The 12,781-nt window shown below is 74.0% G+C and carries 9 protein-coding genes; 1 reads left to right on the forward strand and 8 read right to left on the reverse strand.

The features are described 5' to 3' along the window. Positions 1-78: 78 nt before the first annotated feature. On the forward strand, positions 79-1,434 hold the full coding sequence (locus ACN20G_RS27385; protein WP_424215877.1) for a hypothetical protein: 1,356 nt from the start codon (positions 79-81) through the stop codon (positions 1,432-1,434). A gap of 45 nt (positions 1,435-1,479) precedes the next feature. Here the strand turns inward: ACN20G_RS27385 and pulA are convergent, their stop codons facing one another. The 8 genes from pulA to ACN20G_RS27425 form a co-directional block, all read right to left on the reverse strand. Further along, complete coding sequence (pulA, locus tag ACN20G_RS27390) at positions 1,480-6,867, reverse strand: pullulanase-type alpha-1,6-glucosidase (RefSeq protein ID WP_424215878.1); 5,388 nt, start codon at positions 6,865-6,867, stop codon at positions 1,480-1,482. A gap of 109 nt (positions 6,868-6,976) precedes the next feature. Then, positions 6,977-8,335: a sialidase family protein gene (locus ACN20G_RS27395; protein WP_424215879.1), complete on the reverse strand. Its 1,359-nt coding sequence runs from the start codon at positions 8,333-8,335 to the stop codon at positions 6,977-6,979. A gap of 17 nt (positions 8,336-8,352) precedes the next feature. Next, a complete protein-coding gene (locus tag ACN20G_RS27400) occupies positions 8,353-8,850 on the reverse strand; it encodes an MOSC domain-containing protein (RefSeq protein ID WP_424215880.1) in 498 nt (165 codons plus the stop codon). Between the two features lie 7 nt (positions 8,851-8,857). Next, complete coding sequence (locus ACN20G_RS27405) at positions 8,858-9,091, reverse strand: acyl carrier protein (protein ID WP_424215881.1); 234 nt, start codon at positions 9,089-9,091, stop codon at positions 8,858-8,860. 9 nt (positions 9,092-9,100) lie between these two features. Further along, positions 9,101-10,078, reverse strand: coding sequence for an NAD(P)H-dependent flavin oxidoreductase (locus ACN20G_RS27410; RefSeq protein WP_424215882.1), 978 nt, complete (start codon positions 10,076-10,078; stop codon positions 9,101-9,103). Continuing rightward, complete coding sequence (locus ACN20G_RS27415; protein WP_424215883.1) at positions 10,075-10,977, reverse strand: hypothetical protein; 903 nt, start codon at positions 10,975-10,977, stop codon at positions 10,075-10,077. The genes ACN20G_RS27410 and ACN20G_RS27415 overlap by 4 nt, the downstream gene beginning before the upstream one ends. Next, entirely contained in the window at positions 10,964-11,857 is an 894-nt protein-coding gene (locus ACN20G_RS27420) for a diiron oxygenase (protein WP_424215884.1), read from the reverse strand. The genes ACN20G_RS27415 and ACN20G_RS27420 overlap by 14 nt, the downstream gene beginning before the upstream one ends. A gap of 5 nt (positions 11,858-11,862) precedes the next feature. Then, a complete protein-coding gene (locus ACN20G_RS27425) occupies positions 11,863-12,777 on the reverse strand; it encodes an inositol monophosphatase family protein (protein ID WP_424217379.1) in 915 nt (304 codons plus the stop codon). Between the last annotated feature and the right edge of the window lie 4 nt (positions 12,778-12,781).

Here is a 12,781-nt window from a genome sequence, read left to right on the forward strand (position 1 = left end):
CCGATCACGGGCCGGCTGAACGGGGGCCTGGTGGGGCGGGGTTGAGGGGGTGTCGGTGGGGGGCGGTAGGTTGCTCGCATGAAGATCGAATCTCTTTTCGACGACCTTCGTGCGTTGCGCGATCGCGGCGCCTTCGGGGTCGGGCCGCGTGGGTTCGACGGGCTTCCCGATGCCGTCGACGGCGCCGACGGAGGGGAGCGGGACCGGGCCGAGGCGGTCCTCGCCTCGCTCACGGAGCGGGCCGAGGAGGTGGTGCCCGCGCTCCTCGCCTCCGTCGCGGATGCCCGGTCGACGGTCGCCCTCCAACCCGTCGTGCGCGTGCTGGGCCTGATCGGCCCGCCCGCCTTCGACGCCGTGCTCGCGGCCCGGCGGCGCGACGAACTGAAGGGCTGGGCGGCGGGCCGGATCCTGGGGGCCTTCGACGGGCGGTGCGCCGACCGGTACGCGGAGCTGGCCCTCGATCCCGATCGCGGCCTGGCGGGCAGCGGCTTCTCGGGGCTGTCGCGGCTGCGGACGGTCTCCGACGCCGGGCTGCACGCGCTGGTGGAGTGCTGCGCGAACCGCCGCTTCTCCCTGTACCAGGCCCAGGAGTACGCCCTCCTGACCCACGACGGGTACCGCTCGCGGTTGCGGGCGTTGCGCCGGGATCCGGGCGCCTCCCCGCGCACGCGGCGGGGCGCGATGGCCGCGCTCGTCGCGGGCGGCGGGGTCAACGCGCTCGACGAGCGCGACCGCGCCGCGCTCGAACGTCTGATCCGGGTGAAGGTCCTCGACGAGACGCCGAGTGCCCCCTCCTCCGATCTCTCCGTCTGGTGGCTGGCCGTGCCGGGGGCCTCGTACGAGGGGGTGTTCGAGGCCCTGGGCCTGCACCACCGGCGGCCCGTCACGAGCGCGGCGGGCGTCGAGGCGGCGGGCAGGTCCGTCGAGGTGCCCGTGTCGGACGGGGACGGCGCCGTCGAGACGGTGAGCCGGGTGTTCGTCACCCCGGAGCTGGACGGCTGGAGACTGGTCTTCGGGTCCTTCGACCAGCTCGTCGGGGAGGACTGGGACGACATGGTGGAGGTCGTCGAGGAGGTCAGCCGGCACTGTGGCCAGGCGCAGCTCTACTTCGTCGACGACGCGGGCGGCTCCGACCTCTGGTTCGTCGCCCGGGAGGGCTCCGTGATCCGCCGGTACGCCGCCGAGAGCGACCCCGAATGGGAGGGCGACCCGCTGCCCGGGGAGACCCTCGCGGTCGACGCGCCCGACTTTGACCCGGAGGAGGACGACCCGGAACCCAACGCGGGGACCGCCGGGGCACGGGCCGCCTGCGGGCTGCTGTCGGTGGACCCGGACCTGGTCGGTTCGGGCACCGCGACCCGCGGTCACGGCTGGCTCGCCCTCACCTCCCCGCACGGCGACCACGGCGCCTTCCCCGGCGTCCTCCCCCTCTGAGCCCCTCGGCCCTCTCCTCCGCCGGGGCGATGCCGCGCGGGCGGGTCAGCCGCGTTTGTAGACGGCCGTCGTGCGGGCCGGGACCCGGAATTCTCCCTTCTGCTCGTCGTACGCGGCGCCGCGGACCACCGGGTCCGCGCCCTGGGCCTGGACGGGGTGCAGGGTGTGGCGGGTGCCCGCGAGGGAGGGGACGCGGACGGCTTGGGCGGTCGGGGTCGCGTTGAAGACCACGACGAGGTCGCCCAGGGTCATCGTGATCACGCCCGGGGTCTCCTCGGGGCCCGAGAGGGGGAAGGCCAGCGCGGACCGGACCGCCTCGGTGGTGGTGAGGGCGAAGGCGGGTTCCGTGGTGCGGATCCGCAGCAGGTCGCGGTGGGCGGCGGCGGCGCCGTCGATCTCCGCGCAGCCGGGGGCGGGGGCCGTCAGCAGGGGTTTCGCATAGGGCCACTTGGCGCGGTTGTCGGCGGCCGGGGGCAGGCCGCGGCCGAAGCCGTTGCCGTCGGCGCAGTTCCAGTGGACGGCGTTGAACCAGTCCCCGCTGTCGTAGGAGTTGCGGTCCAGGGATTTGGAGCGGAGCCGGTCGGTGCCGGCCTGGGTGAGGGCGGGGCCCTGGGAGAGGGTGGCCACCGACATGGCGAGGACCTGGGCGCGGGCCCGGTCGGCGGGGGTGGTGGCCGGGGGGAGTTTGTAGGTCAGGGCGTCGAAGAGGGTTTCGTTGTCGTGGGCGTCGACGTAGGCGAGGGCGTCGCCGGGGGCCGCCGCGTATCCGGCGGGGGCCCCGTTGTAGTCCACCTCGGAGCCCTTGACGGTGCGGCCGGTGGAGTCGGTGAGGGTGTAGTCGGCGAGGTTGCCGGTGAGGCCCACCTTGACGAGGTCCTGGGCGTGGCGGAGTCGGGAGAGTTGTTGTTCGGGGGTGCCGTTCGCGGGTGAGGTGTTGGGGGCGGTGAACAGGCCGGAGGCGAAGCCCTGGACGCGGGGGTCCTCGTCGAAGGGGCCGCCGCCTCGGACGGCGTCGCGGGCCCGGTCGGAGAAGGTGGCGATGCCGGTGCCGGCCATGTTGCGCTGGGTGGCCTGGACGAAGCGGGCGTCGTCGGCGACCTCGCCGAAGTTCCAGCCCTCCCCGTAGAGGATGATCTTCTTTCCGTCGACCCCGTCCTTCGCCGGGGTGAGGGCGTCGAGGGCGGCGCGCACGGCGAGGATGTTGGCCTTCGGGTGGTGGCCCATGAGGTCGAAGCGGAATCCGTCGATCTTGTACTGCTTGGCCCAGGTGACGACGGAGTCGACCACGAGCCGGCCCGTCATGGCGTTCTCGGTGGCGGTGTCGGCGCAGCAGGTGGAGGTGGCGACGGAGCCGTCGGCGAGCAGGCGCTGGTAGTAGCCGGGGACGATGCGGTCGAGGACGGATTTCTCGGACTGGCCGGCGGCGACCGTGTGGTTGTAGACCACGTCCATGACGGTGCGCAGGCCCGCGTCGCCCAGGGACCGCACCATGCGGCGGAACTCGACGGTGCGGGCGGTGCCCTCGGGGTCGCTCGCGTAGGAGCCCTCGGGGACGGTGTAGTGGAGGGGGTCGTAGCCCCAGTTGTAGGCGTCCTTGGCGGCCGCGGCCGCCGTGCATGCCTGTTGTTCCTCGGAGTCGGGGGCGAGGATGCCCAGGTCGCAGGCGGGTTCGGTGCGGTCGGCGGGGTTCTCGGGGATCGTGCCGATGTCGAAGACGGGCAGGAGGTGCACGTAGGAGGTGCCGGCGGCGGCCAGGTCGCGCAGTCGGCGCATGCCCGTGGAGTCGGTGTCGGTGAAGGCCAGGTAGCCGCCGGGGTGCGCGTTGGTGGGGTCGGCGATCGAGAAGTCGCGCACGTGCAGTTCCTGGATCTGCGCCGAGGTGAACGGGACGGGCGGGGGTTTGCGCAGGTCGCGCCAGCCGGGCGGGGCGAGTTTCGGGTCGGCGAGGTCGACGACGAGGCTGTGGGTGGAGTCGGTGGTCAGGGCCGTGGAGTAGGGGTCGGTGACGAGGTTGCGGACCACGCGGGAGACGCTCGGCGCCCAGACGGTGACGGCGTAGCGGTAGCGCTTGCCGTTCCAGCCGGGCTCACCGCGCGCCGACCACACGCCGGTGGCCTCGTCGCGGCGCATGGGGAGGGTGCGGCCGTCGAGTTCGAGGGCGACCTCTCGGGCGGTGGGCGCCCACACGGAGAGGGTGGGCCGGCCCCGGTCGAAGACCGGGCCGAGGGGGGCGTCGGTGGTGTACAGGTCGTCGAGGACCCCGGCGAGTTGGACTCCGGTGGCGGCGAGGACGGCGCCGTTGGCGGCGCGGGCGGAGGCCACGAGTTGGCCCCGCAGGGCCTCGCGGACGCGGTCGCGGTCGCGGGGGTCGACGGTGTACGCGGAGTACGCGGCGAGGTGGGGGTACTTGGCCTTCTGGGCGGCGGTGAGCTGTGACGGGGTCAGGCGCAGCCATCGGGCCCGGCCGGTCAGGGTGCCGTTCTCGGCCTTGATCTCGCCGGTGCGGGAGGCGAGGAGCTGGGCGGACGCGGCGCCCGCCGGCGCGTTCCACGCGAGGGTGTCCCGGTCGATCCAGACGGCGCGGGCCTTGCCGAGGTCCAGGTCGGCGGCCCCGGCGGCGGGTTGGGGCAGGAGGGGCTTCTCGCGGCCGGCGAGCAGCCACACCTCGTGTCCGCCGGACCTCAGGTCCAGGGAGCGGTCGGTCGGCAGGTCCTTCTCGTCGCCCTTGTGGAGGATGTAGGACAGGCTGCCGGCCCCGGCCGCGAGCGGGACCTCGTACACGGCGCCGTAGGGGTCGACGCGGGTGGGGGGCAGGGGGCGGGACCAGTCGGTGGGTTGGGCCGCGCCGGTCCAGACGTGCAGGCCCCAGCCCTCGTAGTCGCCGTCGGGGCGCTGGTAGTGCAGGACGGCCTTGGAGGTGTCCTGCGGCGGGCCGGCGGGGGCTTCGGTACGGACCTTCTCCTCGCCCTGGTCGAGCCAGATCTCGCCGGTCCTCGTGGGGTCGACGGTGCGGTCGACGGCCACGTCCTTGGTGCCGTCCTTGTCGACGACGAGGTAGCCGACGTTGCTCGCGCCGGGCTTCAGGCGGACGTGGGCGAAGGCCCCGTGGGCGTCGCGGCCGGTGAACGGCCGCCCGCCGGGCCAGGGTTCGGCCTCGCCGTCGGCCACGTCGCCCCACACGAACAGGCGCCAGTCCCGGTAGTCGCCGTCGGGGCGCTTGTAGTGCACGACGAGGTACTCGCGCTGCGCGGCGGTGGGGACCTCGGGGGGCGGGGTGCGGCCGGCGGTGGACGCGGTGAGGGCGCTCGCGGTGCGGCCCGCGGAGTCGACCACGACGGCCTTGTACCGCAGCGGGGTGCCGGCGGGGGTGCGCGGGTCGACGGTGTGGGTGACCTTGTAGGGGGCGTGGTCGGCGGAGCCGAGGACCTGCCAGGCCCCGGTGCCGGTCTGCGCGGCGAACACGACCCGGTTCAGGGGGTCGCCGGTGGTGTCGGCGGAGAGTTCGACGGTGCCGGTGGCGCCGGGTGCGGGGGCCTTGAGGGTGAGGGTGGGGCCGGCGGCGGGTCGGGGGGCCGGGTCGAGGGCCCGCAGCACGAGGGTGCCGAAGGCGGGCACGGTGACGGTGAGCTTGCCGGTGTTCGAGGCGCGGCGCGGGGTGGTGTCCGGGGTCGTGGCCCCGTACAGGGTGCGGTAGCGGGCCCCGGCGGGGGCGTCGAGTTCGAGGGTGCGGGGCCGGTCGGCGTTGTTGGCCGCGACGAGGTATTCGACGCGGGTGCGGGGGTCGGTACGGGCGAAGGCGTAGGTCGAGCCGTCGGAGAGGCGTTCGCTCTGCACGCCGTCGCGCAGGGCGGGGTGTTCCTTCGTGAGGCGGGAGAGCGCGGCGATCTGCCGGTAGAGGGGGTGCTCGGGGTCGAAGGCGTCGCTCGCGTGGGTGCGGTTCGTGGCGAGTTGGTCGTCGTCCAGGTAGTCGGCGACGCGGGTGGCGAAGAGGGGTTGGCGGGCGTCCTTGTCGCCGCCGGCGCCGGTGAAGCCCTGTTCGTCACCGGAGTAGACCACCGGATTGCCCCGGGAGAGGAACATCAGCTCGTTGGCCAGCCGGTAGCGGTCGAGGAGTTCGGCCTCCGGGGCGTCGGGCCGGTCCTGGCGCAGGAAGGTGCCGAAGCGGCCCATGTCGTGGTTGCCGAGGAAGGTGACCTGCTCGTAGGCGTTGGCCTTGTCGGTGGTGTACCGGTGGTCCTGGGCGAAGACGGAGGCCAGTCGGCCGGCCGGGGCGCCCTGGGCGGCGTAGGCGCGGATCGCGTCCTGGAGGGGGAAGTCGAGGGTGGCGTCGAGCCGTCCTCGGGTCACGTACGGGGCGGTGACGGCGGGGTCGGCGGAGTAGACCTCGCCGAACATGAAGAAGTCCTCGCGGCCCCGCCGGGCGGCGAAGGCGTCGAGGGCGGTGGCCCACTGGGTCCAGAACTCGGTGTTCACGTGCTTGACGGTGTCGACGCGGAAGCCGTCGACGTCGAACTCCTCGACCCACTTCTCGTAGATCCGCTTCATGCCCTCGACGACCTCGGGGCGTTCGGTCCACAGGTCGTCGAGGCCGGAGAAGTCGCCCCGGTCGGAGGATTCCCCGGCGAAGGTGGAGTCGCCCCGGTTGTGGTACATCGTCGGGTCGTTGAGCCAGGCCGGGGTCTTCGCCTTCCGCTTCGCGGGCGGCACGACGGGGGTGCGGGGGAAGGAGTCGGCGTCCACGGCGGGGAACGCGCCCGGCCGGTCCGCGTACGCGGCGTCGGCGTCGTCGTCGAAGGGTTCTCCGTCCTTGGTCAGGTAGGGGAAGGCGCCCTTCGCGAGGTAGTCGCGGGAGCCCTCGCGGTAGTCGACCACGTCGGCGGTGTGGTTGGTGATGACGTCGAAGAAGACCTTCATGCCCTTGGCGTGCGCCTTGTCGATGAGGCGCTCCAGGTCGGCGTTGGTGCCGAAGTGGGGGTCGACGCGGGTGAAGTCGGTGATCCAGTAGCCGTGGTAGCCGGCCGAGGCGTCCTTTCCGGTGCCCTGCACGGGTTGGTTGGCGAAGATCGGCGCCAGCCAGATGGCCGTGGTGCCGAGCCCCTTGATGTAGTCCAGCCGGTCGGCGATCCCCTTCAGGTCGCCGCCCTGGTAGAAGCCCTTGTCCGTCGGGTCCAGGCCGGTCTCCAGGCGGGAGCCGGTCAGGCCGCCCCGGTCGTTGCGCGGGTCGCCGTTGGCGAAGCGGTCGGGCAGCAGGAAGTAGAACTGTTCCCGCGTCAGGTCGTGCCGCGCCGGCCGGCCGGCGAGCGCGGCGTCCGAGGGCGGGGCGGGCGGCGCCGGGGCGGTGGCCGGCCGGGCGGGCGGCGGGGCGGGGAGGAGGCTCGCGGCCAGGGTGGCGGCGAGCGCGGCGGCGGCGCCGACGAGGGCGGGGCGTATCACGGGTCTCCTCGGGTGCGGGACGGGGTGATTCGCAGCGACCGTAGGTGCCGCCCGAGCTTCCTGCAAGACCTTGCGCAAAGTCTTGCAGTTTTCGCCGCGCGGGTTCGCCTCAGCCCCGGGCCACACCGGTGCCGGGTTCGGGGTCGGCTTCGAGATCGTCCAGTTCGTGCAGTCCCGCCGGGTCCTCCTCCGTCAGCACCTCGCCCTCCTCGGTGATCGTGTGCCGGGCGTGGCCCCGGTACACGCACAGCAGTTGGTCCCGGGCGCCGGTCGGATCGCGGAGCACCACGGGCGCGGGGCCGTACTTGCTGCTGAGGCCGGGAATCTCGGTGTCCTCGGTCCACCGGGTCCCGTCCAACGCGGACCACCGCAGCCGTTGGACCGCGCGGTCCCGGTGGACGCAGACCAGTCGGCCGTCGAGGACGGCGAGGCCGATGGTGCTGCGGGTGTGGTGGCCGGGCAGCGCGCCTTCGAGGCTCCATGCGGCGCCGCGCAGTCGGCTCCACCGGACGCTCGCGTCCTCGGGGTTGCCGAACAGCAGGTGCAGGGCGTCGTCGTACACGGCGAGCGCCGGGGACCGGGTGGTGCGGCAGTCGGGGACGGGGCGCGGGGCCGTCCAGTGGTGACCGTCCTCGCTGGTGGTGAGCATGATCTGTTGGCCGGCCTCGGCGTAGGCGAGGTGCAGGGTGTCGCGGAAGACCGCGAGGGCCGGGCCGTATACGCTCGCGGCCCCGGGGACGGGCAGGTCGGGGGTCCAGTCGGTGCCGTCGCAGGAGGTCACGGCGATGCCCCAGTCGCCGGAGCCGCCCCGGTGCGCGCAGTACAGCCGGTCCTTGAACACGGCCAGGGCCGGGCCGCCCAGGGTGTGGTGGTCGGGGAGGGGCCGGGCCGGGGGCGCGCTGCCGTCCGCGCGGTGGATGGTCCACCACAGGGCGGGGTCCTCGCCGGGGCCCTGGTACACGCAGTGCAGGTCTCCGCGGAAGAGGGCCAGGGCGGGGGTCTCGGAGGCGGGTCCGGTCGTGAACGGGGCGCTCGGGCCCTGACCCGCTCCCGGTTCGAGGACGCCGAACCACAGTTCCGTCCCGGGCAGGGTCGCGTCGAGGGGCACGGGGGCGAGGAGGGCGGGCAGGGTCCGGGGGGAGAGCAGTTCGCAGCCGGCGCCCCGGGCGGCGGCGCGGATCCGGGCGGCGCGGGCGGGCAGGGTCCGGTGCACGAGGTCGGCGTGCGCGGCGGGCAGGGAGCCGGCGAGCACCTCGGAGACCAGACCGCGTGCCCGGTCGGGGGCGGCCGGGTCCTCGGGGGTCGCGAGGTGTTCGGCGGCCCGCTGGTTCAGGCGGAGGGCGAAGCCGGTGCCCAGGGTGCGCACGGAGACGCCGAGGCCGGCGGCGGCGAGTTCCTCGCGGGCCTCCTCGGCCCGCCGGACCGCCTTCGCCGAAGGGGCGTCGGGGGCGGTGCCTTCGATGGACATGCGTGTTCCTCTCCGGTTCAGTGGATGCGGTCGCCGACGCCGATCGTGCCGCCGCGGACGATCTCGGCGCGCAGTCCGCCCCGGTGCAGCAGTCCCCGGATCAGGCCGGGACGGACCAGCTGTTCGAGGCGGGCGCAGGGTTCGCCGGGTTTCAGGCCGCGGAGGGTCACGTCGCCGACCCGGAACTCCCGGTCCACCAGGGGGGCGAGGTGGATCTCGCGGCAAACGAGGTTGCGGCGGCATTCGGCGGGGGTGAGCGTGATGCCGTGCTCCCGGGCGAGGGCGTCGAGCGCCTCGGCCTCGATGAGGGTGATGTCGCAGATTCCCGAGGCCCGTCCGGTGCCGCGCCGGCGGGGGCGGGGGCCTTCGCCGGTCCAGAGGTTGCGGTCGCCGAGCAGGCCCCGGCCGGTCACCGCCTCGGCGCGCGGCACGCGGAAGGTGGGGGCGCCGGGGCGGGCGGCGAGGTGGAGGGAGGTGACCCGGCCCGGGCCGGGCGCCGGTGGCCACGGGTTCACGGCCGGCTCACCCCTTCAGGAAGTGCTCGGTGAGGGAGCGCAGGGTGCGGAACTGGTCCACGTCGATCTGGTCGAGCCGCAGCTCGCGTCCGATCAGGTCCTCCAGCAGCAGGATGAACTCCATGAAGGCGAGGGAGTCGATCAGGCGGTTCTCGATCAGGTCGAGGTCCTCCGGTATCTCCCCGACGGTGGGGTTGCGTTCGCGCAGCCAGTCCACGATCGGCTTGGTCACGTCGTCCATGGGCACCTCTCAGGCCGGGGTTCGGCGGGCTTCGTCGTATTCGCGGTGGATTCGGGCCACGGTGGCGGCGGCCGGGTGGGGGGCGGTGACGCGGGCGCAGGACCGGCCGCAGTACATCGCCATCTCCTCGACGCGGCCGGTGGTGGCGGCGCCGGGGGCGGCCGCGCTGTAGCGGGGCACGGGGTGGTCGCGGCCGTCCACCCGGGTGGTGGCGATGAAGGCGGCGGGGGCGCGGTCGGGGGCGGTGGTGAGGGGGGTGCGCAGGACCCGGTGGGGGCGGTGGGGCCAGCCGATGTCGAAGAGGGTGGTGACGAGGGTGTCCTCGGCCCCGGCCGCGAGCACGCGCTCCTTGAACCGGGGGTGGGCGGCGGACTCCGCGGTGGGGACGAACAGGGTGCCGGCCATGGCGCCGTCCGCGCCCCGGGCCACGGCGCGGGCGAGGTCCCGGCCGGTGGCGACGCCGCCCGCGACGGCGAGGAGGGCGTGCGGGTGGTGGGCCCGGACGGTGGCCAGCAGGTGGTGCGCGGGGTGTCGGCCGAGAAGGTGGCCGCCCGCTTCGACCCCTTGGAGGACGAGGGCGGTCGCGCCGTGCGCCAGGGCGGTGTGCGCGTCGGGGAGGGTGCCGACTTGGACCACCAGGGGGTGTCCGGCCGCGCGGATCGTGTCGGCGGCCTCGGGCGGGAGGGGTCCGTAGGAGGTGACGAAGGCCGTGGGCGGGAGTTCGGGGAGCACGGCCCGGAGTTGGTCCAGGCAGCCTGTCGTCCCGATGACCTCGGGGATCACGTTGACGCCGAAGGGGCGGTCGGTGGCGGCGGCGACGGCACGGGTCAGGCGGGCGGCGCAGGCGGGCGGTTCCTTGTAGAGGGCCAGGGTGCCGCCGGCGCCGGCCCGGGAGACGGCGGCGCACAGTTCGGGGCCGGCGACGGCGCCCATGCCCGCCTGGAGCAGGGGCAGGCGCAGGCCCAGGCGGTCGGCCAGCCGGGTCACGAGCGGGCTCCGGCGCGTCGCACGGCGTGCAGGGCGGCGGTGAGGTCGCCGTCGTGGCGGTCGCCGAGGGCGTGCACCCAGCGTTCCAGGCCGAAGGCCACGCAGCCGGTGAAGGCCGGGCGGCCCGCGTGGCGGATGGCGCGGCGTTCGCCGAAGAAGTTGCGGTGGTTGTTGGTGGAGGCCACGGCGGTGCCGTCGGTGTGCAGGTACTCGTCCTTGACGGGGGCGAGCAGTTGCATGACGGTGCGTCGGCCGTCCTTCTCGAAGAAGGGGTCGGTGGCGGGTCTGCGCTCCAGGGGCAGGCCGAGGGCGGTGCCGAAGGCGGTGATCCGGTCGCGGTGTCGGTCGAGGTGGGCGCGGACGGTGTCGGCGGAGCCGACGCACACGATCTCCCGCATGGTGAAGCCCCAGAGCCGGCGCAGTCCGTCGTGCCGGTCCTCGTTGCGGAAGCACTGGGCGGCGGTGGTGATCAGGAGGGGGGTGTCGAGGTCGGTGTCGGAGAGGTCGAGGAAGCAGCCGTAGCAGGCGGCCGAGGGCAGCAGGTGGGTGGCGGGGGCCAGGTCCCCGGCGGGCAGCGCGTCCCCGGCGGGCGGCGCGTGCTCCCCTGGTGGCGTGTGCTCGTCGGGCGGGCCGGCGGCGTGGGCGGCGAGGCGGTCGGGGCGGATGCGGGTGACGGGGCTGCCCAGGTGGGGGAAGTTGCGGAAGTAGTCCAGGGTCCGCAGATCCTCGGCGCGCAGCAGGGGCGGGTAGCCGCGCCGGCGGGCCCCGGCCTCGGCGGCCCAGCGGGTGAACACCGCGTCCAGGGCCTCCTTGAGGAGCAGGGCGGGTTCGTCCAGGGTGGCCAGTCCGTCCCGGACCGACCAGGTCGCGCCCTCGGCCCGCGCGTCAGTGGTCGGCATCGAGGACCCCGATCCGGTGCAGGAAGCCGGTGGTCTTGTGCAGGACCTTGGCGTGGGCGGCGCGGCGCGCGGGGTGGGCCAGCAGCCGGCGGCGCAGGGCGTACCCCTCGGGCAGGCCCGCGTCCCGGTAGACGGCGGGGTTGTAGAAGGACTCGACGCTGCCGGTGAGGTAGCGGGTGAGGTAGTCGCCGAGTTCCCGTCGGGTGGCGGGGTCGGGGTGGGCGGCGCGGACCCGACGCCACAGCAGTTCCACGAGGCGGTGCCCGAAGGCGATGTGGCGGGACTCGTCCTGGTGGTGGAGCCGGTTGAGGTGCCGGATGGTGGGGTGCAGGCGGGTGTCGGCGGCGAGGTGGACGTTGTAGTGGTCCACGATCTGTTCGAAGGCCAGGACGCGGGCGAAGACGAGGAAGTTCTCGATGTCGCGGTCGCGGGGGGTGTCGGGCAGGCGCACGGCCTTGTCGGGGTAGATCTTGTCGGCGTAGCGCAGGCAGAAGGTGGCGAAGAACCACATGTGGTCGTTCTCCTCGCCGATGAAGTGGTGGAAGAACTCGGAGGGCAGCTCGAAGCCGGGGGTGTGGACGCGCCGGGTGACCTCGATGAGCAGTTCGCGGATGCCGTGCACGTTCAGGCTGTAGAAGTTGACGCTCTCCCAGCGGCTCAGTGCCCGGAGCTGTGCGGGGCTCAGCTCGTCCATGAGCTCGGTGCCGTGGACGGAGAGCAGTTCGGGGGACATCCACAGTCCGTCGGCGGGGATCGTCTCCGGCCAGTCGAAGGTGGTGAAGGGGTTGTAGTAGTCGGCGGTCGCCTTGTCGGAGAGCCGGTCCAGCAGGGTGCGGAACTCGGCGTCGTCGGGTGCGGGCGGGGTGGTCTGCGGGCGCACGGGCGTCACCTCCTCCATCGGATCCCGGACAGCAGGGCCCGGTGCAGTTCGGGGGTCGACGCGGCCACGCAGGACCTCTGGTTGGTCACGTCGAGGTCGGTCAGGACGGTGTCCCCCAGCGGCCGGCCGTGGCCGTCGGTGATGATCGCCCCGGCCCGCTCGGCGAGGAAGACGGCCGCCGCGATGTCGTACGGGAAGAGGTGCAGGACCCGTCCGTTGCCGGCCCGTTCGAACTCGGGCAGCAGGTCGGGGTCGTCGCGCAGCAGGCGGTTGCCGATGTCCACGTAGGCGTCGAGCTGCCCGGTGAGGATGCGGGAGATGGACCAGGTGGCGCTGTTGAACACGAAGACCCCGCCGGTGTTGGCGGAGGCGTCGACGAGGTGGCCGTACGCCTCGGTCATCAGGCGGGCCGGGTGCCCGTTGAACTCCAGGGACCAGAACATGCGCGTGAGGTCGGTGGTGTCGGTGAGCCGCGGCACGGGGTGGTCGTAGCCGTGGGCGGTGATGCCGGGCGTCGTGCTGTCCCCGTACAGGTAGGCGCCCGTGCCCAGTTCCATCAGCAGCGCGTGGTCCACGTCGGCGATGCGGGGGCGCGGCGTGAGGGGGGCGACGGCCACCGAGACGGTGGCCGACTCCAGGCCGGCCACGGCGGGGCGGGTGCCGTCGATGGGGTCGACCACCAGCAGGTGGCGCGGGTCCGTGCCGTGCCGGCGCAGGCCGCCGTCCTCGGAGTACACGGCCACCGGCAGGTCGTGGTCGGCGATGTACTTCCAGGTGGCCTCCTCGGCCGCGTCGTCGAGCCCGAACTGGGCGTCGCCGCCGGGCGAATGGCCCCGCACCTGCCGGCTTCCGGTGCGGTGCCGGCCGGCGAGGGCCGCCTCGCGGACGGCCGAGGCCAGCCCGATCACGTACTCCCGCAGGGGC

The sequence above is a fragment of the Streptomyces dryopteridis genome (assembly GCF_049606955.1).
Classification (GTDB): Bacteria; Actinomycetota; Actinomycetes; order Streptomycetales; family Streptomycetaceae; genus Streptomyces.